19 protein-coding genes are annotated in these 20140 nt (G+C 65.6%); 1 reads left to right on the top strand and 18 read right to left on the bottom strand.

What is annotated here, in order from left to right; translation table 11 throughout:
• Positions 1-27: 27 nt before the first annotated feature.
• The 5 genes from KU43P_RS11180 to KU43P_RS11160 all read right to left on the bottom strand — a co-directional run bounded on the left by KU43P_RS11180 (position 28) and on the right by KU43P_RS11160 (position 7630).
• Positions 28-2553: an efflux RND transporter permease subunit gene (locus KU43P_RS11180; RefSeq protein ID WP_317663077.1), complete on the bottom strand. Its 2526-nt coding sequence runs from the start codon at positions 2551-2553 to the stop codon at positions 28-30.
• Positions 2554-2583: 30 nt separating this feature from the next.
• A complete protein-coding gene (locus KU43P_RS11175) occupies positions 2584-3660 on the bottom strand; it encodes a WD40/YVTN/BNR-like repeat-containing protein (protein ID WP_317663076.1) in 1077 nt (358 codons plus the stop codon).
• 63 nt (positions 3661-3723) lie between these two features.
• On the bottom strand, positions 3724-5082 hold the full coding sequence (locus KU43P_RS11170; RefSeq protein WP_317663075.1) for a DUF1329 domain-containing protein: 1359 nt from the start codon (positions 5080-5082) through the stop codon (positions 3724-3726).
• A 33-nt stretch (positions 5083-5115) separates the two neighbouring features.
• Entirely contained in the window at positions 5116-6981 is a 1866-nt protein-coding gene (locus tag KU43P_RS11165; protein ID WP_317663074.1) for a DUF1302 domain-containing protein, read from the bottom strand.
• A gap of 82 nt (positions 6982-7063) precedes the next feature.
• Positions 7064-7630, bottom strand: coding sequence for an RBBP9/YdeN family alpha/beta hydrolase (locus KU43P_RS11160; RefSeq protein WP_317663073.1), 567 nt, complete (start codon positions 7628-7630; stop codon positions 7064-7066).
• Between the two features lie 244 nt (positions 7631-7874).
• On the opposite strand from KU43P_RS11160, the gene KU43P_RS11155 reads away from it, so the two are divergent.
• A complete protein-coding gene (locus KU43P_RS11155; RefSeq protein WP_317663072.1) occupies positions 7875-8930 on the top strand; it encodes an AraC family transcriptional regulator in 1056 nt (351 codons plus the stop codon).
• Between the two features lie 18 nt (positions 8931-8948).
• On the opposite strand, the gene KU43P_RS11150 is transcribed toward KU43P_RS11155, so the two are convergent.
• From KU43P_RS11150 to KU43P_RS11090, 13 genes are all read right to left on the bottom strand, one after another.
• Positions 8949-9959, bottom strand: coding sequence for a YeiH family protein (locus KU43P_RS11150; protein WP_317663071.1), 1011 nt, complete (start codon positions 9957-9959; stop codon positions 8949-8951).
• A complete protein-coding gene (locus KU43P_RS11145) occupies positions 9956-10282 on the bottom strand; it encodes a Rieske (2Fe-2S) protein (RefSeq protein ID WP_317663070.1) in 327 nt (108 codons plus the stop codon). Before KU43P_RS11145 ends, KU43P_RS11150 begins: the two co-directional genes overlap by 4 nt.
• Positions 10279-10941, bottom strand: a complete 663-nt coding sequence (locus tag KU43P_RS11140; protein ID WP_317663069.1) for a DsbA family oxidoreductase — start codon at positions 10939-10941, stop codon at positions 10279-10281. Before KU43P_RS11140 ends, KU43P_RS11145 begins: the two co-directional genes overlap by 4 nt.
• Positions 10938-12272: an MFS transporter gene (locus tag KU43P_RS11135; protein WP_317663068.1), complete on the bottom strand. Its 1335-nt coding sequence runs from the start codon at positions 12270-12272 to the stop codon at positions 10938-10940. Before KU43P_RS11135 ends, KU43P_RS11140 begins: the two co-directional genes overlap by 4 nt.
• Before the next feature lie 166 nt (positions 12273-12438).
• Positions 12439-13491 carry a 3-keto-5-aminohexanoate cleavage protein gene (locus tag KU43P_RS11130; RefSeq protein ID WP_317663067.1) on the bottom strand — a complete coding sequence of 351 codons (1053 nt, stop codon included), beginning with the start codon at positions 13489-13491 and terminating at the stop codon, positions 12439-12441.
• A 29-nt stretch (positions 13492-13520) separates the two neighbouring features.
• Positions 13521-14369, bottom strand: a complete 849-nt coding sequence (locus KU43P_RS11125) for a TauD/TfdA dioxygenase family protein (RefSeq protein WP_317663066.1) — start codon at positions 14367-14369, stop codon at positions 13521-13523.
• A gap of 13 nt (positions 14370-14382) precedes the next feature.
• Positions 14383-15363, bottom strand: coding sequence for a quinone oxidoreductase family protein (locus tag KU43P_RS11120; protein WP_317663065.1), 981 nt, complete (start codon positions 15361-15363; stop codon positions 14383-14385).
• 158 nt (positions 15364-15521) lie between these two features.
• Positions 15522-16280, bottom strand: coding sequence for an SDR family NAD(P)-dependent oxidoreductase (locus tag KU43P_RS11115; protein ID WP_317663063.1), 759 nt, complete (start codon positions 16278-16280; stop codon positions 15522-15524).
• The gene (locus KU43P_RS11110; protein WP_317663061.1) at positions 16277-17455 is read right to left on the bottom strand and encodes an acyl-CoA dehydrogenase family protein; all 1179 of its coding nucleotides are present in this window, start codon (positions 17453-17455) and stop codon (positions 16277-16279) included. Before KU43P_RS11110 ends, KU43P_RS11115 begins: the two co-directional genes overlap by 4 nt.
• A gap of 27 nt (positions 17456-17482) precedes the next feature.
• Positions 17483-18202 (bottom strand): histidine phosphatase family protein, encoded by a 720-nt coding sequence (locus KU43P_RS11105; RefSeq protein ID WP_317663059.1) that lies wholly within the window; start codon positions 18200-18202, stop codon positions 17483-17485.
• Positions 18195-18557: a DUF6285 domain-containing protein gene (locus KU43P_RS11100; RefSeq protein ID WP_317663057.1), complete on the bottom strand. Its 363-nt coding sequence runs from the start codon at positions 18555-18557 to the stop codon at positions 18195-18197. The genes KU43P_RS11105 and KU43P_RS11100 overlap by 8 nt, the downstream gene beginning before the upstream one ends.
• Complete coding sequence (locus KU43P_RS11095; RefSeq protein ID WP_317663055.1) at positions 18554-19603, bottom strand: phosphotransferase family protein; 1050 nt, start codon at positions 19601-19603, stop codon at positions 18554-18556. The genes KU43P_RS11100 and KU43P_RS11095 overlap by 4 nt, the downstream gene beginning before the upstream one ends.
• Before the next feature lie 251 nt (positions 19604-19854).
• Entirely contained in the window at positions 19855-20064 is a 210-nt protein-coding gene (locus KU43P_RS11090; protein WP_317663053.1) for a cold shock domain-containing protein, read from the bottom strand.
• Positions 20065-20140 lie beyond the last annotated feature (76 nt).

Raw genomic sequence — 20140 nt, 5'->3', positions numbered from 1 at the left:
TGTTCGATTCGACTTGAAAAGACCTGGCTACGCCTGCACCTGCGCTTGCGCGCGCGGCGCCTGGGCGCTGTCACAGGGTTGGGGTTCGGCCTCGCAGGGTGTGGGGGCGGGGGCGACGAAGCGTTTGTCGGGCAGCAGGAAGTGCGACAGCGCCGGGATCAGCAGCAGCGCGCCGAGCATGTTCCAGAGGAACATGAAGGTCAGCAGGATGCCCATGTCGGCCTGGAACTTGATCGGCGACCAGGCCCAGCCGACCACACCAGCGGCCAGCGTGATGCCCACCAGCCCGACCACCCGGCCAGTGAAGGCCACGGCGTTCTGGTAAGCCTCGCCCAGGGTACGGCCCTGGCGCTGGTAGTGCAGCTGCACGCTGAGCAGGTACAGCGCGTAGTCCACGCCGATGCCTACGCCCAGGGCGATCACCGGCAAGGTGGCCACCTTCACGCCTATGCCCATCACCACCATCAGCGCCTCGCACAGCACCGAGGTCAGCACCAGCGGCAGCAAGGCCACCAGGGTCGCGCGCCAACTGCGGAAGGTGATCAGGCAGAACAGCGTGACCGCCAGGTAGACGAACAGCAGCATGGTGCGGTTGGCTTCGCGTACCACGATATTGGTGGCGGCTTCGATACCGGCGCTGCCAGCGGCCAGCAGGAACTGGCGGTCGGGGCTGCTGTTGTCGCGGGCGAAGCGGTCGGCGATGGCCACCACGTCGTCCAGGGTCTGGGCCTTGTGGTCTTTGAGGTAGGCGATCACCGGCATCATCGAGCAGTCGTTGTTGAACAGCTCCGGCGCATTCACCGAAGCCTGCTGGGCCGCGTAGTTGAGCATGTCCTGGTTGCGTTGCAGGCTGTTCATCTTCGGGTTGCCTTCGAAGGAACCGGCAGTGATCTGGCGCACCGCGTTGACCAGCGACACCGTGGTCTGCACCCCTGGGTACTGCTGCAGCTCCCAGGCCAGGCGGTCGGCGAGAATCAGCGTCTTGTAGCTCAGGCAGCCTTCCGGTGGGGTCTTGATCATCACCGCGAACAGGTCACTGGACAGCGCGTAGTGGCTGGTGATGTAGGCGTTGTCACGGTTGTAGCGCGAGTCGGCGCGCAACTCCGGTGCGCCACTGTCGAGGTCGCCGATCTTCAGTTGCAGGCTCACCCAGAACCCGCCCAGCCCCATCAGCGTGGCGACCAGCACCGCGCCGGTGGCCCATTTGCGTGTGGTGAAGCGGTCGAGCGCGTCCCACAGCTTGCCGAAACCACGGTGCTCGGCGGCGCGGCGGTCGATGCGCAAGGCACGTTCGGCCGCCTTGCGGCCCACACCGACGTAGGACAGCGCCACCGGAATCAGCAGCAACGAGGTGAAGATCAGCACCGCCACACCGATGCTCGCGGTGATCGCCAGGTCCTTGATCACCGGGATGTCGATCAGCATCAGCACGGCAAAGCCCACGGCATCGGCCAGCAGCGCCGTGACCCCGGCCACGAACAGGCGGCGGAAGGTATAGCGCGCCGCCACCAGCTTGTGGGTGCCACGGCCGATGTCCTGCATGATGCCGTTCATCTTCTGCGCCGCGTGCGACACGCCGATGGCGAAGATCAGAAACGGCACCAGGATCGAGTACGGGTCGATGGCATAGCCTAGCCAGCCGACGATACCCAGTTGCCACACCACCGCCGCCAGCGAGCAGAACACCACCAGCAAGGTGCTGCGCACGCAGCGGGTATACAAAAAGATGATCACCAGCGAGGTGACCACGGCCAGGGCGAAGAACATCATCACCTGGATCAGGCCGTCGATCAGGTCGCCCATCAGCTTGGCAAAACCGATGACACGTACCTTGTACTTGCCCTCGCCTTCCTTGCCCGACGCCCGCGCCTTGGCGTCACCGCCGTATTCGTACTTGTCGCGCAGCTGCTGTTCGAGCATCTGCGAGAACTGCCGGTAGTCGATGCCGCGCCCGGTGGCCAGGTCGTGGTCGAGCAGCGGCACCACCAGCATGCTCGACTTGAAGTCGCTTGCCACCAGGCTGCCGACGATGCCGGCACGGTTGATGTTCTGGCGCAGTTGCTCAATGTCGGCGGGCTTGCCCTGGTAGTCGTCGGGCATCACCGCGCCGCCCTGGAAGCCCTCCTCGGTGACCTCGGTCCACCGCACGCCCGGGCTCCACAACGACTTCATCCAGGCACGGTCGACGCCCTGGGCGAGGAACAGCTCGTCGTTGATCTGCTTGAGCACGTCCAGGTATTCGGGGTCGAAGATGTCGCCCTGGGTGTTCTCCACCACCACCCGCACCGAGTTGCCCAGGCCGCGCAGCGATTTGCGGTTGTCCAGGTAGTTCTGGATGTAGGGTTGGCTCTGCGGAATCATCTTCTCGAAGCTGGGCCGCAGCTCCAGGCGAGTCACCGCCACATAGCCGAGCACCAGCGTGGCCAGCACCATGAACAGCATGAACAGCGGGCGATAGTTGAAGACCATGCGTTCCAGCAGGTTGCCGGAGCGTCGATCGAAATCCCGTAGGTCGCGGATCACCGGCATGGTGTCTTGCTTGATGTTGGCCATCACGAGGCTCTCTTAGAATTCTTGTGGGTCTTAGCGGGCGGGCAGTACGCGCACGCCGCGCTCACCAACCAGCACGGTGCCGTTGCCAAGGGTTTGCGAGGCGCCGGCCACCGGTGCCAGCGGCACCTGCGGTTGCAGGGCGAAGCGCTGGCCGCCGTCGTGGCTACGCAGCACATGCCCGGCCTGGCTGAACAGCCAGTAGTCACCCGTGCTGTCGAGGCTGGCCGCCGTGATGCTCAGGCCCAGGCCGGTGTCGACCTTGGTCCAGCTCTGGCCGCCGTCGACGCTGCGCGCCACATGGCCGCGCAGGCCGTAAGCGAGCACTTCGCCAGGCTTGCCGAGGATGCCGAACCAGGTGCCCTGGTAGGGGCTGGGCAAGGCGACGAAGCGTTGCTGCTGGGCATTCCACTTGAGCAGCAGGCCCTGCTCGCCGGCCACGTACAGGTCATCGCCGACCGCACGGATGGCATTGAGGTGCAGGCCTTGGGGGTTATCGGTGCGGTCCTGCATCGGCACCCAGCTCGCGCCGCCGTCGTCCGTGCGCAGGATCAGGTTGAACACGCCCACCGCATAACCGTGCCGGGCGTCGGCGAACCACACGCCGAGAAACGGCTTGTCGGCGCCCTCCTCCTCCAGGCGCTGCCCTTCAGCGGCGAACTGCGCCCATTGCTGATCGTCCGGGTGGGCCTTGGCCAGGGCCTGGTAGTGGGCGGCCACCAGGGCGCCGATCTTGCGCCCATCGAGCTGCACGGCCCAGTTCACACCACCGTCACGGCTGTGCAGGATCACGCCATCGTTGCCCACCGCCCAGCCATCTTCAGCCGTTGGAAACGCCAGGGCATTGAGGTCGGCACTCACCGGTACATTGGCCTGGTGCCATGCCTGGCCTTGGTTGTCGGAATACACGATGTGGCCGCGGGCCCCTACCGCGACCAGCCGCTTACCGGCCTGCGCCACATCGCGCAGCACGCTGTGCACGGCCAGCGCACTGGGCCTGGCCGGCAGGTCCAGTACATCCACATAGGCCGCCTGGGCCACACCGCAGGTGCCGCCCAGGGCGAGCGTGATTGCCAGCGCCCACGGCGCATACTTGTTCGAAGAAGCCATGCCACATCCTCTGCAAAACCTGACGGCGGCCACTGTCGGGCCGCCGTCAGGCGGGTCGTCGGGTCAGCGAATACCGGCGCCGGCCAGGGCTTCGGGCGACCACTGCGCCTTGGACAGAGGGGCGATGTACTCGATACCGCCGTGCGGGCCGATCAGGCCGTTGACGTTGTAGGTGCCACCGACCAGGTCGTAGACCACGTGCGGGTTGCTGTTGGGGATCTGCACGTCGTAGCTCTGGGTGAAGAAGCTGAACGAGCCGCGGTACAGCTGGCCACGGGCGTCGTACTGGTCGGAGGCCAGGGCGAACCAGCTGTCCTCGTCGAGGTAGAAGCGGCGCTTGGCATAGATGTGGCGGGCATTGCCCTTGAGGGTACCTTCCACCACCCACACGCGGTGCTTCTCCCAGCGCACCTGGTCAGGTGACAGGTGGTTCGGCGTGGTCAGGGTCTTCGGGTCGTGGATGTAGGTCAGCTTGTAGGTGTTGTACGGCACGTACATGTCCTTCTTGCCGACCAGGTGCCAGTCGTAACGGTCCAGCGCACCGTTGAACACGTACACGTCATCGAAGGTGCCGGAGCCGGCAGTGCCAGGGTTTGGCGTGTCATAAGCCAGGTTCGGCGCCAGCTTCACCCGGCGCTGCCCTGGCAGGTACTGCCAGGCGCGGCGCTCCTGCACCAGCGGGTTGGCGGCGTCCTTGAGCATCATCGACTCACCGGCGCGGCGCGCCGGGCCTTCGAAGTAGAGCTTGGTCTGGAAGTAGATGTCCTTGGGCTCGATGACCTTGTTCAGGTCTTCGTAGATCGGGTAGGCGTTGTAGGCAAGGCCCGTGGTAGCCAGGGCCGCGACGCCGGCCGAATCGACGTTCCAGGAGTCGTACTTGGCCTTCTGCGCCACGCCCTGGTAGCGCAGCAGGTGGTTCCACATGGCCTCGGCACCCGACTGCGGGATCGGGAACGGCACGCCCGGCAGCACGTTCTCGATGGCCATGCCGTCCTGCAACGACTTGGCATTGGCGGCATTCTTCAGGGTGTTGTCGAGCAGCGCCTTGGGCAAGGCCGCGGTGCGGTGGCTGGGGTAGACATCGATGCGGAAGGTCGGGAAGCGCTTGGCCAGCTCCACCGTGGTGGCGGTCAGCGAGTCCTTGTACTGGTCGACGTTCTTGCCATCGATCACCAGCAGGGGTTTTTCCGATGCGTAGGGGTCCGGGCGTAGGGTGTCGCCCTGCTTGAATCCGGCTGGCGGGGTGTTCAGGCCACCCTGGTAGGCCGGGATCGTGCCATCGGCGCTACCTGCCTTTTCGGCACCGACCAGGGTCAGGTCCTTGCCCATGCGGGCGACTTCCTGGGCCGGGGCGGCCGCATGGGCATTACCGGCAATCACGACCGCAAGCGAGGCCGACAGCAGGCTATTGAGATACTTCATCGCGTTTCTCCGCTTGTTGTTGTACTAGGCGTTTCAGAAGGTGGTCTTGAACGAGGCAGTGACCATGCCGCGATCCTTGAGCAGCGGCGCCAGCCCTGCCTGCGAGGTGATCTGCCCGGGGATGCACTGGTAGCGCCCATTGGTGCCGGGGGTGTTGTTGTCGGTACCGGTTTCACAGGTATCGAACTTGCCAAAGGAATCGACGTACTTGAGGTCGAACTTGTACTTCTGGTACACGTCGGCGGCGATGCCGATCGAGTAGCTGCCGGAGTCTTCGTTACCGCCCAGTTGCACTGCCGAGTTGCCCTTGAGGCCGACGTTGTAGGAAAGCGGCAGGGTGATATCGACCCCCGGCAACGCCTGGAACCAGGTCGGGGTGAAGTTCACCGCCAGGGTGTAGGCATTGGTGGTGACCTTGTCGACGCCTTCGTAGCTGGAGTCGCCCTTGAAGGTCTGCTCGCCCTTGTCGACGCTGACCAGGTGGGTCATCGCGCCTTCGACGGCCAGCGACGAGGCATTCCACAGGGGCGTGGCACCGAACGACACCAGGCCGTTGAGCACTACATGGAAGGTCTTGCCGCGGGCCAGCCCGGTTTCACCGTGGCCCGGCACTTCGCCAATCAGGTTGGTGCCGCCGGCAGTGCCGGCCAGGGCGTCGTACAGCGGCCCGTTGATGGTGGTGAAGTTGCTGATCAGCGGCATGTTCTCGCGGTAGTTGACGTCCAGGCCGACGCTGACCGGGCCGACGTTCTTGGCCAGGCTGATGCCGTAGATGTCGATGTCGTCGGCGTAGGCCGTCATGTAGCTGGTGCCTTCCAGGCTGCCCCTGTGCAGGTTCGGGGCGTTGATCAGCACCGCCGGGGTCGGGTCGGAGGTGTTGCGGTAGTAGAAGCCCAGGGTGCCGTCGAGCCACTCCGGGCTCCACTTGGCCATGACGCCGAAGTCGCCGGAATTGTGCGGGCGGATGTCATGCCCACGCGGCGCACCGTAGAAGGCCCCGGCACCGCCGACGGCGTTGGGCACCGGCAACCAGAAGATGTCGCCGCCGTCGCCGAGCATGTCGTAGGCCCCCATGTAGGTGCCCCCTTCAGGCAGGCGCGAGTTGTCGAATTCGAGGAAGTACTGGGCCGCCAGGGTCAGCTCCGGGTTGACCGTGTAGCTGAGCGACAGCTGCTTGCGCGGCAGGAACAGCTCCTTGGTCTCGGTGCCCGGCACGTTGTACAGTTTGGCCAGGTCAAGGGCCGACTGGCCGTAGTTGATGCCGTTGGCGGCGTTGAACAGGGTCTCGCCCCAGTACACCGAGTGCCAGCCGAGCTTGCCGCTGAGCATCGATTCGTCGCCGATTTCGGTGTTGTAGAACACGAAAGCATCGAGGAATTCGCCGGACGGGCCATTGTAGTAGCGGTCGCTGTAACGGCTCAGGCCATGGCGCTTCGACGGCCCGCCCTGCAGCACCGTGCCGGCCGGCAGGCCACCGACCGGGCGCGCCAGTACCAGGTTGCCGGCATTGCCGGCCTGGCCCGGAAACGGGTTGGAGTTGGAGCCCACGTCGTCGTAGGCGTGGTCGTACCAGCTGGCAGCACTGACACGCATGCCCATGTTGCCCTGGTAGATCACGTCCAGCTCGGTCAACAGGTCCAGGCGTTGGGTCACCGCGCTGCCGACGCTGAAGTTCTTGTCACCGTCGTTGAGGTTGGCAGTGCGGGCGATCTTGGCATTTTCGCCCTCGACCCGCTGGCCGTAGCTGAGCTTGGCAGTGTTGTCGAAGCGTACGCTCCAGTCGGGGTCGGCAAGGTCAAGCTGGAATGCCTGGGCAGCCGGCGCCCCCGCGACCAGCAACAGCGTGGCCATCAGTTTGCGGTGGTGAAGGCAGAAGAGAACGTTCTTATTGTTGTTCATGCGGTATCTCTGCTTGGGATGTGCAAGGTGCCAGCCACGATCGGGCGCTGGCCTGCCCTTGAATGCGCGTGCCTTGCGCGGGTTAGCGATCGAGTTGCCGGATCAGTGCCTCGGCGTGTGGCCATGGGCCAAAGCCCGAGGCAGGGTTGAGGTGGCCAACGGCGCCGAGTTCGACCAGCTCGCTGCCCCACTCGTCGGCCATGCGTGCCACGGCTTCGAAGCTGGCCAGGTGGTCGTTGCTGCTGGCCGCGACCAGGCTCGGGAACGGCAGGCGGCCACTGGGCAGCGGTGCCCAGCCGTTGGCGCGTAGGGTGTCGGGGGTTGGGTAATTGGCCGGCCAGTCGGTTTCCAGGTCCGGTGGCGCGGCCAGCAAGGCGCCCTTGATCGGGCGCTGGTAGCGGGCGGCCCAGTGCGCCACCATCAGTACACCGGCGCTGTGCGCGACCAGGATCACCGGGCCCTCGATGCTGGCCAGCTCGCGCTCGATCGCTTCGACGCGGGCGCTGCAGCTGAGCTTGTCGGTTTCAAGGGGGGGTACCGAGCGCACCTTGGCCAGGCGCGCTTGCAACAGGGTTTGCCAGTGTTCCGGTACATGGTCGCGCAAGCCGGGCACGATCAGCACGGTTGCGGTGGTTTGCAGTTTTTCCACGTCAGGGCCCTTGCTCTGGTTAACTCGGTCGATTGCCGACTGCTTGAGGCCAGAGTAAAGAGTCGCCCTGCCAGGCGCTTTACATTGCGCGTCACGAACTTTTCAGTTGATGACACGGCTGCCGTGGTGCCCTGCCCCCGGCTCCGTCGCTCGGAAATGGCTTTTCATCTGATGACACAACCGCTATAAGTGATTGCCCGCCAGCGCAGCGGGCACTCATCAAGATCACGTGGAAAACAATAAAATGACCGTGCTCGCCCGTGCTGCAACGCTCACCAATTACCTGGAAGTCTCACGCCATCTGGGCCTCAACAGCCATGGTTTGCTGGCCCAGGCCGGCCTCAGTGCATCGCTGCTGGAAACACCCGACCAACGCATCCCGGTCGCCGCCGCCATCAACGTGCTGGAAGAGTCGGCGCGCCTGAGCGGCTGCGAAGCCTTCGGCCTGCGCATGGCCGAATTGCGCCAGCTGTCGGATTTCGGCCAAGTCAGCCTGCTGATCAGTCACCAGCATTCGCTGCGCGACGCCCTGCAGGTGATCGTGCAGTACCGCCACTTGCTCAACAACGCCCTGGCCATTCATATCGAGGAAATCGGCAAGACGGTGATCATCCGCCAGGAAGTCATCACCGACCAGCCGATGCACAGCCGTCAGGCCATCGAATTGGCCATCGGCGTAATGCACCGCTTCTGCTCGGCGTTGCTGGGTTCGCACTGGCACCCGATCAGCGCCAACTTCACCCACGCCGCCCCCGCGGACCTTGCCATCCACCGGCGCATCTTCGGCTGCAAGCTGGAGTTCAACAGCGACTTCAACGGCATCGTCTGCTCGGCGGCCGACCTCGACACCGCCAACCCCCAGGCCAACGAAGGCATGGCGCGGCTGGCGCAGCGCTATGTGGGGTTGCTGCAGGATGAAAACCTGCCGTCGCTGACGCTGGAAGTGCGCAAGGCGATCTTCCTGCTGATGCCCATGGGCCGCGCCACCATCGAACACATCGCCCAGACCCAAGGCATGAACGTGCGTACCTTGCAGCGGCGTCTGGAAGAAGAAGGCGCAACCTTCAGCGAACTGGTCAACGGCGTGCGCCGCGACCTGGTGGTGCGCTACCTGGAAAGCCCGGGCTATTCGCTGGGGCGCATCGCCGACATGCTCGGCTACTCCATGCACAGCTCGTTCACCCGTTGGTTCATCAGCCAGTTCGGCCAGCCGCCTGCCAGCTGGCGCGCACAGCACGAACCGCACACGCAAACCAAGCGCAGCCGCGCCACCGCCCAGGTCGCCGTCAGCCCACGCTGACGGCCCCTGGGCTGCGGGTTACGAACCGAGGTGCATCAGCCCCAGCACCAGCAGCACCAGGAACACCGTTTCACCCACCATCAGCAGGATCGGCTTGATGCCTACGGCGGCCAGCTCCTTGAGCTGGGTCTTCATCCCCAAGGCGGCGATCGACACCACCAGGCACCAGCGCGACAGCTCGTTGATGCTGCCCTGCACCACCAGTGGCACCCAGCCGGTGCTGTTGACGCAGGCCAGAATCAGAAAGCCCACCGCGAACCACGGCAGCAACGGCGGACGCTTGCCGGTGCTGTCGATGCCCTGGCGGCGGCCGATCATGGCCGCGACCACGATCACCGGCACCAGCATGGCCACGCGCATCAGCTTGACCACCGTGGCGGTGTCGCCGGTTTCGGTGGACATGCTGTAGCCCGCCCCCACCACCTGCGCCACATCATGAATGGTGGCGCCGAGGAACACCCCGGCCGCTTGCGGCGACAGCCCCAGGGCATTGGCGATCATCGGGTAGAGGATCATCGCCAGGGTCGACAGCGCCGACACCCCGATCACGGTGAACAGCGTGGCCCGTTCCTTCTGCGGGTGGCTGGGCAATGCAGCGGCCAGCGCCAGCGCCGCCGAAGCGCCGCAGATCGCCGTGGCACCGCCGGTGAGCATACCGAACAGGCGCTGGAAACCCAGGGCCTTGGCCGCGACCATCGACACGCCGATGGTCACCACCACCAGGATCACCACCAGCGCCACCGCCCTCCAGCCGAGGCCGGCCATCTGCTCCAGGGTGATGCGCATGCCGAGCAAGGCCACCCCCAGGCGCAGCACGCTGCGCGCGGTGAACTCGATGCCGGCCTTGCACTTGCCGTCCGCGCTCAGAAAGTTCAGCGCCAGCCCCAGCAACAGGGCGAACAGCATCACCGGAGCGCCGTAATGTTCGGCCAGGAAGCTCGCCGCGCCTGCGGCGATCAGGCTTACGATCAGCCCGGGCGCCAGCTCCCGTACGCGGTGGTTTACCTGGGTGAGTGCCAGCGTGCTCATGACACCGCCTCCTGGCAGGCCAGCACGATGAACACCCGGCCATCCTCGACCTGCACCGGGTAACTGGCCACCTTGAGCGCCTTGGCATTGAGCAGGTAGCCGCTGGCGAGATCGAAACGCAAGCCATGGGCACGGCACTGGATTACCGCGCCCTCCAGCTTGCCGGCGCACAGCGACGAGCCCTGGTGCGGGCAGCTGTCATCGATGGCCAGCAGCCGGCCGCCGACGTTGAACAGCGCCACGCTCTTGCCTTCAGCTTCGACCAGGCAGCGCTCGCCGACGGCCGGCACGCGCTGCGCCGGTACTTCGATGCGCACACTCATTGGCCCGCCTCCGCCAGCCGTGACGCGGCCATGTGCATGGCCTCGAGCAGTGCTTCTGCAGGCTGCGCACCGACCACCTGCAGGCGGTCGTCGAAAACGAAGCACGGCACGCCGCGGCCGGCGATGTCGGCGTTGGCACTGACGAAGGGCAAACCATCACCGCGCAAGCTGCCAGCCAGGGTGTTCGCAGCAAAGCCGCACGCCTGGGCGATGCGCAACAGCGTGGCGCGGTCGCCCAGGTCTTCGCCATGCTTGAAATACGCCGCCAGCAGGCGTTCAAGCAGCGCCTCGACCTGCGCTTCGCTGCCCAGCTCACTGGCATGCAGCAACAAACGATGGGCATCAGCGGTATTGGGCATGCGCTCGATGCGGCTGAAATCGATCTGCTCGCCTACGGCACTGGCCGCCAGGCGAACCTGGGCCTGGCGTTGCTGCACCGCCTGATCGCTGCCCAGACGGCGGCGGTAGAATTCGGCAAACGGCTGGCCGTTGAATGGCAGCTCGGGCAACAGCTGTACGCCCTGCCAGGCCACATTGACCTCGACCTGCGGCTGCGACGCCTTGAACTGCGCCAGCGCAGCTTGCAGTTGCCGGCGGCCGATCAGGCACCACGGGCAGATGAAATCGAAGTACACATCAATCGACAACGTACGCTTCACGAACGGGCCTCCAGTACAGGCTGAACAGGCGCCTCGGCGGTTTCGCCGCGCTGCAGGCGCGCCATGTCAGGGTGGTAGTGACGCTTGGCGTAAAAGAACACCGCCGCCGCGCCGATGCTGATCAGCGGCACCAACTGGAAGGCCGACTGCAGGCCGATCAGGTCGGACACCTTGCCGGTGATCAGCGGGCCGGTGGCCAGCCCCAGCAGGTTGTTGCTCAAGGTCAGGGTGGCGAACGCGGTGCCGTGCACCGTGTAGTGGGTCAGGTTGGCAACCATGGCGCTGGACGGGCCATTGGTGCCGGCGGCAATCATCATGCCCAGGCAGATCAGCACCAACTGTGGCAGCCCGGGCGGCAAGGCGAAGGCCACCGACAGCAGCACGCAACTGCCCAGGCAGTAGGCGATGGCCAGGCTGATCTTGCGGTCTGGGCAGTTGCGCCCCATGCGGTCGCACAGCATGCCGCACAGCACGATGCCGACCCCGCTGCACAACACGATGATCGCGGCCACCGCGCCGGCGCGGTCGGTGCTCATGGCGTAGTAACGGTTCAGGTAGCTGGGGAACCACACGATCACCGTGCCGCCGACGAACAGCTGCAAACCGCTGCCGATGTAGGCGCTGATGACCGAGCGGCTGGAATAGAGGGTGCGCAGTGGGCGCAAAGCCTTGAGCGCGGCCTTGTCGGGCTTTGCCACCAGGCCTTGGGGGGCGATGCGCGCTTCGCGCACGATCAGCGGATACAGCACCGCCAGCAGCAGCCCGAAGAATGCCATGCCGGCGAACGCCCAGCGCCAGCCCAGGTGCTGGGCCATCACGCCGCCCAGGGCCATGCCCAGTACCGAGCCGAACATGCCACCGGCCATGAACGAGCCGGCCAGGGTGGCGCGCATCTCGCGCGGGAACACCGCCACCACCACCGCGATGCCGACGCTGCCGTAGGCCGCCTCGCCGACACCGACCAAAAAGCGTGCGATGAACATCTCCTGGTAGTTTTCCGCCACGGCGCAGCCCAGCGTCGCCAGGCTCCACATCACCGCCATGAAGGTCAGGCTCTTGATCCGGCCGATACGGTCGGCGAGCAGCGACAGCGGGAAGGTCAGCAGGCCGACCATCAGCGCGACGATGCCGCTGAGCAGGCCGAGCTGGCTGTCGCTGAGCTGCCATTCCTGTTTCAGCAGCGGGAACACGGCGTTGAGCACTTGCCGCGACATGTAGTCGGATATCAACAGACCGAAGGTCAGGGCGAAGACGATCCAGGCGTAGCGCCGTGGAATGCCGAGCGAAGTATCGGTGCCTGGTTCTGCCGCACTGGCGTGATAGGTGGCCATGCTGCCTCCTCGGGTATCTGGCTGAGTTGCTTTTGTTGTTATGGATACTTGCCAAAATCGGTGCTGCATCGACTGGCCCTATCGCCGGCAAGCCGGCTCCCACAGGGATGAACGCCGTTCCTGACCTGTGGGAGCCGGCTTGCCGGCGATAGGGCCATTGGGGCCATCAGCCGCGTTGCGGCACGCCCTTCTGCCCGGCCCGACGGTTCGGCGCCATGCCGTTGGCCAGCAGGGTTTCCTCTACGCTCGCGTACTGCTCGCCGATACGGTAGATCGCCCGCGCTTCCTTGCCGCTGGCAATCTCGCGGCCCAGCTCATGGGCCACACGCACGGTCTGCTGAATCTGCTGCACCGAGGTGAACCGCTTGCCATGCTGGTCGATGATGGTGTCTTCGTTGCCGCAACGCGGGTGCAGGCCCATGGCCAGGGCCATCATGTTGAACGGCAGCACGTTCTTGAGCAGCGACTCGGCGGTCAGGGTGCAGCCATCCGGCGCACGGTGCACGAAGTTGAAGAAGTTGAACGGGTTCGGGCCGTCGAAACCGCCACCGATGCCGATCCAGGTCAGGTTCAGCGGGCCTTTGTACACGCCCTTGCGCACCAGGCGCTCGAGGGTTTCCAGGGCGTGCATGCCGGTCAGCTGGAAGTGCGGCTGGATACCGCTGGCCTGCAGGCGGCGCAGGTGCTCCTCGACCCAGGCCGGGCCCGCGGGTACGGTCATTTCACTATAGGCCGCCTGGATTGCCGGGTTGGCCAGTGAGGTGCCTTCCAGGTATTGCGGGTACAGCAGCTCCATGATGTTCATCTGGGTGGTGTTGATCGCCACCGTCACCTGGTCCGGCTTTGGGGTCAGCTCGGCCAGCATGTGGCGGGTGTCGTCGCTCAGCCACTTGGCCGCTTCGCCCTCGCCTTCCGGGGCGAAAGAAATCGAGCCGCCGACCTGGATGATCATGTCCGGTACGGCTTCGCGCACACCGGCGATCAGCTCGTTGAACTTGGACAGGCGCTTGGAGCCGGTGCCATCGAGCTCACGCACGTGCAGGTGGAGCACGGTGGCGCCGGCTTCATAGCAATCGACTGCCTTCTGCACCTGCTGGTCCATGGTCACGGGGATGTCTTCAGGGAAGTCGTCGGGCATCCACTCGGGGCCATAAGGGGCCACGGTGATCACCACCTTTTCCATGTTTTCCGGGTGCAGCGAGTCGTCGAAGAATTGCATGTGTGTTCCTCAATCTTGTTCTTGTGCGGTCAGAAAGTCGCGTCGCCCATGATCCCGGCGCGTTCCATCTTGCGGTGGCAGGCGGGGTAATCCATGACGGCGTAATGCTGGGTGCTGCGGTTGTCCCAGATGGCGATGCTGTTGGGCTTCCAGCGCCAGCGCACCTGGTACTCGGGGATGTAGGCCTGGCTGATCAGGTAGCGCAGCAGCTCGCCGGCACCGGGGTTGGCGTCCTGGCCGAAGCGCACCCGCTCGGGGGTGTGGTAGTTGCTGAAATGGGTGGCGAAGGCATTGACGAACAGCACCTTCTCGCCGGTTTCCGGGTGGGTGCGCACCACCGGGTGCTCGGCGTCGGGGAAGCGTGCCTTGAGCGCCAGGCGCTGCTCGATCGGCATGGCCGCGCCGAAGCTGGCCTCGATGCTGTGGCGGGCACGCAGCCCTTCGATGCGCGCCTTGATCTCGCTGGGCAGGTTGTCGTAGGCCAGCACCATGTTGGTCCACATGGTGTCGCCGCCCACCGAGGGGCTTTCCACGCAGCGCAGCACGCAGCCCATGGGTGGCGCTTCACGCCAGGTGGCGTCGGTGTGCCAGGCGTTTTCGTAGCGGTCGATCGGGGTTTGCGGCGATTTGTAGATCTGCACCAGGCCCGGGTGGTCCGGGTCGCTGCCGACCACCGGGTGGTCCTCCAGCTCGCCGAAGCGGCGGGCGAACGCCACGTGCTCGGCGCGGCTGATGTCCTGATCACGCAGGAACAGCACCCGGTGCTTGAGCAACTGGGCGCGGATCGCGGCGAACAGGCCGTCATCGTGAATGGCATCGGCCAGCTTGACGCCGACCAGCTCGGCACCGATGGCGCAGGTCAATTGTTCGACTTGCATGGCGCTGCCCTCCTCAGATGACGAAGATCGACGAGCCGGTGGTCTTGCGCGACTCCAGGTCACGGTGCGCCTGGACCGCGTCCTGCAGGGCGTAGTGCTGGTTGATCTCGATCTTGATGCGGCCACTGCTGACATGGTCGAACAGCTCGCTGGAGAGGCGGGTTTTCTCCGCGGGGTCGGCGATGTAGTCGGCCAGTGCCGGGCGGGTCATGAACAGCGAGCCTTTCATGGCCAGGATCTGCGGGTCGAACGGTTCGATGGTGCCGGAGGCGGTGCCCACGCAGACCATCAGGCCACGGCGCTTGAGCGAGTCCAGCGAGCCCATGAAGGTATTGCGCCCGACGCTGTCGAACACCACGTTGACGCCCACGCCGTCGGTCAGCGCGCGCACGCGCCTGGCCACGTCTTCGTGGCTGTAGTTGATGGTGTGGTCGCAACCGTGGGCGCGTGCCACCTCGGCCTTGGCGTCGGTGGAAACGGTGCCGATCACGGTCAGGCCGAGCAGCTTGGCCCACTGCGAAACGATCAGGCCCACGCCACCTGCGGCGGCATGTAGCAGGATGCTGTCACCGGGCTTGAAGTCGTACAGGCGACGCATCAGGTACGAAGCGGTCAGCCCGCGCATGGTCATGGCCGCAGCGGTCTCGAAAGCGATGGTTTCCGGCAGCTTGATCAGCGGCGCGGCCGGGATCAGGCGCTCGGTGCTGTAGGCACCGAGGGTGTTGAGAAAGCCGGTGTAGGTGACCCGGTCACCGACCGCGACGTGGCTGACGCCCTCGCCAACCGCCTGGACCACGCCGGACGCTTCCACGCCCATGCCGTTGGCCAGCGGGATCGGGTAGGTGCCGTTACGGAAATAGGTGTCGGCGTAGTTCAGGCCGACCGCCACGTGGCGCAGGCGCACCTGCCCCGGGCCCGGCTCACCCACTTCGATGTCTTCGTAGCGCAGGACCTCAGGCCCTCCGGTTTCGTAGAAACGTACCGCTTTGGCCATGCCAATCTCCCTTCTTGTAGTTTTTGTTGAACAGCAACATTCGTCTTGAAGGGCAATTTAGGCCGTTGCGTTACGCGCCGCTTATCATCGGACGACAACGGTTTTTCAGTTCATGACAGCGCCCCGGGTTTCAGCACCGGGGCACCGCAGGCACTGGCTCAGAACGCCGAGATGCCCCCGTCCACGGCAATCGCCTGGCCGGTCATGTAGCTGTTCTCGCGGGCACACAGCATCAGCATCGCCGCGACGATTTCCTCGGGAGTACCCAGGCGCTTCATCGGCGACCCCTGTGCGAGAAACGCCTGCTGCTCACCCACTTCGCTGTCGGTGACCATGGGGGTTGCGCTGTAGAACGGGCACAGTGCGTTGACGCGGATGCCCTGACGTGCGTATTCCACCGCCGCCGTGCGGGTCAGCCCGACCACCGCGTGCTTGGCCGCAGCATAGGCGGCCAGCTTGGGCGCACCGCCGAGCCCGGCCATGGAGGCGATGTTGAGGATCACCCCGCCACCTTGCGCCAGCATCTGGCGGATCTGCTGCTGCATGCAGAAGAACACGCCCTTGGTGTTGACCGCGTGGCTGCGGTCCAGCTCTTGCTCGGTGGTGTCGACGAAGCGCTTCATCGGCGTGAGGATGCCGGCGTTGTTCACCCCCACATCGAGCCTGCCGAAGGTGGCCATGGCGGCGTCCACCAACGCCTTGACCTGCACCTCGCGAGTCACGTCGCACGGCACCGCCAGCACCGTGGCCCCGGCCTCGCGCAGGGCACCGGCCACCCGCTCAAGGCCCGCCACATCACGGTCACCCAGCACCAGCCGGGCGCCCAGCCCGGCCAGGCGTTCGGCCAGCAAGGCGCCAAAGCCGCTGGCGGCGCCGGTGATCATCACCACCTGGTCGCGATAGCTGTCGAGGTTCATCCGGCCACCTGCGCAGCGGTGCGGGCGAGGATCTTCTTCGCCAGGCTCATGCGGTGCACTTCGTTCGGGCCGTCATAGATGCGGAAGCTGCGCGCATCGCGGAAGATACGCTCGACGATCGACTCGCCGGTCACGCCCTGCCCGCCCAGCACCTGCACGCAGCGGTCGATCACCCGCCAGATGGCCTCGGAGCTGAGCACCTTGGCCATGCTCGATTCAAAATTGCCACGCTCGCCCTGGTCCAGCACCCAGGCGCAGTGCCAGATCGCCAGGCGCGTGGTGTGCAGGTCCATCTCATTGTCGGCGAGCATGAAGCCCACGCCCTGGTGCTCGCCCAGCGGCTTGCCGAACGACACCCGGCGGTTGGCGTAGCGGCAGGCTTCATCATGGGCGCGGCGGGCCTGGCCTAGCCAGCGCATGCAGTGGGTCAGGCGCGCCGGGGCCAGGCGCACCTGGGCGTAGCGGAAGCCCTTGCCCACTTCGCCCAGCACATCGCTGGCGGGAATGCGCAGGTTGTCGAAGCGCAGCACGGCGTGGCCGCCGGCGAAGCAACTGTCCAGCGAGTCCATCATGCGTTCGAGGATGAAGCCGGGGCGGTCGGTGTCGGTAAGGAACATGGTCGCGCTGCCATCCTCCATGCGCGCCATGATGATTGCCACCTGTGCGCCTTCGGCACCGGTGATGAACCATTTCTGGCCGTTGATGAGGTAGTCGTCACCGTCGCGCACGGCCTGGGTGGTCAGCATCGAGGGGTCGGAGCCGGCGCCCGGGCTCGGCTCGGTCATGGCGAAGCAGGAGCGGATGCGGCCCTGCACCAACGGCTTGAGCCAGCGGTCTTTCTGCGCAGGCGTGGCCACCTGCTCCAGCAGGTGGATGTTGCCTTCGTCCGGGGCGTGGATGTTCAGGGCCACCGGGCCCAGGGTCGAATAGCCGGCCTCTTCGAAGACGATCGCCTTCTCGATGTGGCTCAGGCCCAGCCCGCCCATGTCTCGCGAGGCATGCGGGGTCAGCAGGCCGTGTTCGCGGGCCTGGTCGAGCAGCACCTGGCGCAGCTCGGCGGACGGGCCGTGGGGCGTCTGGCGCGGGTCGCGCTCCAGGGGGATGACGACATCGGCGACAAATTGCCGGACGTTGGCTTGCAGGGCGGTCAACTCGGCAGACAGGGCGAAATGCATGGCGGTGTTCCTTGTAGGCAAATGGGTTCAGGCGTGCAGGCGGCGCGGGTCGATGGAGGCGTGCACATGCTCCATGACGGTCTTGTCGATCGTCGCCTTGCCGGGGTCGTAGGCTGAATAGTTGAGGGTGCGGATGTAGGCGCGCAGCACCTGCGGGCCGGCCATGTCGATGTCGACGATGTTCAGGCAGGCCGGGTCCTGTTCGAAGGCGGCCAGCGCCCCCAGGCCGGCGCCGCAGGCCCAGGCCAGGAGGATGCGGTTGACCGCGTCGTGGCTGACCAGCAGCAGCGCGTTCCAGTCCGGCTCTTCCAGCAGTTGCTGGAAGCTGCCCAGTACGCGTTGCTGAAACGCCGTCCACGCTTCCCCGCGTAAAAAGGCTGCGTCGGGGCGGTCGGCGAGCTGGTAGGCCTGAGCCACTTCGCGGTGCAGGCATTCGCGGGGGATTTCCCGCAGGCGCCCGGCACGGATCTCGCGCAGCGCGGCGCGTTCTTCCACGGGCTGGGCCCGGCTTCCCAAGAGCTGCTCAAGGGTCTGCCGGGTGCGCGGGTAGTCCGAGCACACCGCACGGTCGAAAGGCGTCTGCGCCAGCACCTGGCCCAGGGCCTGGGCCTGGGCCACGCCCTTGGCCGACAACGGCACGCTGCGCGGGTCGAGGGGCCGGCCACTGGCGTCGAAGTAGTCGACATGGCCATGGCGCACCAGGTAGCAGCGGCGGCGCCGCACGGGCTGGGCAGGCTGTTCAATCATGGGCCAGTACCTTGGGGTTGCTGATGCTCAGTTGCGCGCGGTTGATGGCCCGCAGCGCTGCCAGCAAGCGGCTGCGGGCTTCGCCCGCCTGGTCGTAGGCCCCTTGGCGGATACGCTGGGCGAGCTCGCTGCGGGCTTGCTCGGGCGCAGACTGACCGAGCAGCAAGCTGGCCATGGCCTGGCGCTCGATGTCGGCACAGGCCGCCGCCTGGGCAAGCTCGCGGCTGGCAATCAGCATGGCGCTGGCGACCATCCGCGCGTCGTAGTGCAAGTGCCCTGGCAACGCGGGCAGCAACTGCTTGAGCACGGCGTCACGGGCCGTGAGCAGCAGGTCGTGGGCATCGGGCTGGTTCATGCGCGGCCTCCTTGGGTGAGCAGCAGCAGTTCCTGTTCGAGTTCGCTGACCAGGCGCCCGGTCAACGCCAGCTCCAGCGAACGTTGCTGGCCGCAGAGGTGGCGTTCGGCCTGCTGCAGGGCGATGACCGCCCAGCGCAGGTGGGCCATGACCTGCCAGAAGCGCAGCGTGTCGCGGTCCAGGTCCAGTGGCGCGACGCTGCGGTAGCCGGCCAGCAGGTCGTCCAGGTGGCCGACGCCACCGGCTTCCAGGTCGGGTCGGGCGAAGCGCCAGCAGCGTGCGGTGAACCAGCCCAGGTCTTCGCGCGGGTCGCCCCAGCCGGCGAATTCCCAGTCCAGCACGCCGCTCAGCACACCGCCCTCGACCATGTAGTTGCCGGTGCGGTAGTCGCGGTGGATCAGGCAGGCGGCCATGGGCGCGGGTTTGTTCAGCTCGCACCAGCGCAGGCCCCACTCGATGATCGGGTGGCTGCCCGGCAAGGCATCCAGGTAGGCGCGGTATTGATCGACACTGGCCTGCACCGCATCACTCACCGGCGCGGGCAGGAACCCGAGCGCGGCCTGTGGCGGGCGCAGCTGGTGCAAGCGCGCCAGGTTGGCGCCCAGCGCCCGGCACAGCGCCGGGCTGCCTTCGGGTGCGCTGTGGGCGCTGGTCAAGCGGTGGCCGCTGGCGTTGCCGGCCAGGGCCTGCATGATGAAGAAATCGCGCCCGATCACCTCGGGCGCCTGGCACAACCACAGCGGCTCGGGCACTTTGACGCCCGCCTGGTGCACAGCGCTGAGCACGGCGAACTCCTGCTCACGGCTCATGCTGGCGGCCACGGCGGAGGCGGCGTCGGTGCGCAGTACCCAGCGTTGCGGTACGCCGGCTACCTCGGCCTCGAGCAGCCAGTTTTCCTGGATGGCGCCACCCGACAAGCGCTCGCTGTGGGTGATGCGCACCGGCTGGCCGTGGAGGCGTTCTTGTAAATAGACAGACAGCACCTCATGGGCGTCTGCGACGTCGATGCGAGCGCTGGGTTGCTGCGCGAAATGACTGCTTGGCATGGTCGGTCCCACTCACTGTTCACACGTGACCATGCCCTAAGCAAGAGTGCTGCCAGTTTTTAGCAACTCGGAAAATATCAATAGAATCAATCAATTAAAGATTGATGATAGGTATAGGAAACGTTCCGAATAGCAAATTTGAATACCGCCATTGCAAACTTGAACAGGCGTATCAGCGTTGCACTCACACCGCCTGATTACCGCGCCCACCCGCTCGAGCGGCGCCCGGGCGCGGTAATAACAGCCTTGACCTATTTGCGCTTTACGTTGGTGGCGTGCGGCACTGAGTCCACCATCGTGATATCGAATGTCACCTCGGTGTCATCTTCCAGGCCCAGGCCTTTGGCCTGCTCGTGCGGCAGATACACCCTTTTCCCGTTGTGTTTGTAGTCGATGTAGCCGTAGTGCTCCTCCTCATCGTACTCCACCACTTTGCCTGTCTTGCCTGTTGTTGCACTCATGGTTTCGACCCTCGGTGTTGATGCCCCTTGACATTTAACGATCCCCGAACAGGGGGACTAGGAAGAGCCTACTTCG

The organism is Pseudomonas sp. KU43P (assembly GCF_033095865.1).
Lineage (GTDB): Bacteria > Pseudomonadota > Gammaproteobacteria > Pseudomonadales > Pseudomonadaceae > Aquipseudomonas.
This window is presented reverse-complemented; position numbering and strand designations above follow the sequence as displayed.

What these genes read in the sequence shown, in the direction of transcription:
- KU43P_RS11145 (WP_317663070.1), bottom strand. Translation starts at nt 10,282, where the DNA reads ATGAGTGTGCGCATCGAAGTACCGGCGCAGCGCGTGCCGGCCGTCGGC.
- KU43P_RS11180 (WP_317663077.1), bottom strand. Translation starts at nt 2,553, where the DNA reads ATGGCCAACATCAAGCAAGACACCATGCCGGTGATCCGCGACCTACGG.
- KU43P_RS11170 (WP_317663075.1), bottom strand. Translation starts at nt 5,082, where the DNA reads ATGAAGTATCTCAATAGCCTGCTGTCGGCCTCGCTTGCGGTCGTGATT.
- KU43P_RS11130 (WP_317663067.1), bottom strand. Translation starts at nt 13,491, where the DNA reads ATGCAATTCTTCGACGACTCGCTGCACCCGGAAAACATGGAAAAGGTG.
- KU43P_RS11105 (WP_317663059.1), bottom strand. Translation starts at nt 18,202, where the DNA reads ATGATTGAACAGCCTGCCCAGCCCGTGCGGCGCCGCCGCTGCTACCTG.
- KU43P_RS11115 (WP_317663063.1), bottom strand. Translation starts at nt 16,280, where the DNA reads ATGAACCTCGACAGCTATCGCGACCAGGTGGTGATGATCACCGGCGCC.
- KU43P_RS11150 (WP_317663071.1), bottom strand. Translation starts at nt 9,959, where the DNA reads ATGAGCACGCTGGCACTCACCCAGGTAAACCACCGCGTACGGGAGCTG.
- KU43P_RS11125 (WP_317663066.1), bottom strand. Translation starts at nt 14,369, where the DNA reads ATGCAAGTCGAACAATTGACCTGCGCCATCGGTGCCGAGCTGGTCGGC.
- KU43P_RS11175 (WP_317663076.1), bottom strand. Translation starts at nt 3,660, where the DNA reads ATGGCTTCTTCGAACAAGTATGCGCCGTGGGCGCTGGCAATCACGCTC.
- KU43P_RS11100 (WP_317663057.1), bottom strand. Translation starts at nt 18,557, where the DNA reads ATGAACCAGCCCGATGCCCACGACCTGCTGCTCACGGCCCGTGACGCC.
- KU43P_RS11090 (WP_317663053.1), bottom strand. Translation starts at nt 20,064, where the DNA reads ATGAGTGCAACAACAGGCAAGACAGGCAAAGTGGTGGAGTACGATGAG.
- KU43P_RS11155 (WP_317663072.1), top strand. Translation starts at nt 7,875, where the DNA reads ATGACCGTGCTCGCCCGTGCTGCAACGCTCACCAATTACCTGGAAGTC.
- KU43P_RS11095 (WP_317663055.1), bottom strand. Translation starts at nt 19,603, where the DNA reads ATGCCAAGCAGTCATTTCGCGCAGCAACCCAGCGCTCGCATCGACGTC.
- KU43P_RS11165 (WP_317663074.1), bottom strand. Translation starts at nt 6,981, where the DNA reads ATGAACAACAATAAGAACGTTCTCTTCTGCCTTCACCACCGCAAACTG.
- KU43P_RS11135 (WP_317663068.1), bottom strand. Translation starts at nt 12,272, where the DNA reads ATGGCCACCTATCACGCCAGTGCGGCAGAACCAGGCACCGATACTTCG.
- KU43P_RS11110 (WP_317663061.1), bottom strand. Translation starts at nt 17,455, where the DNA reads ATGCATTTCGCCCTGTCTGCCGAGTTGACCGCCCTGCAAGCCAACGTC.
- KU43P_RS11120 (WP_317663065.1), bottom strand. Translation starts at nt 15,363, where the DNA reads ATGGCCAAAGCGGTACGTTTCTACGAAACCGGAGGGCCTGAGGTCCTG.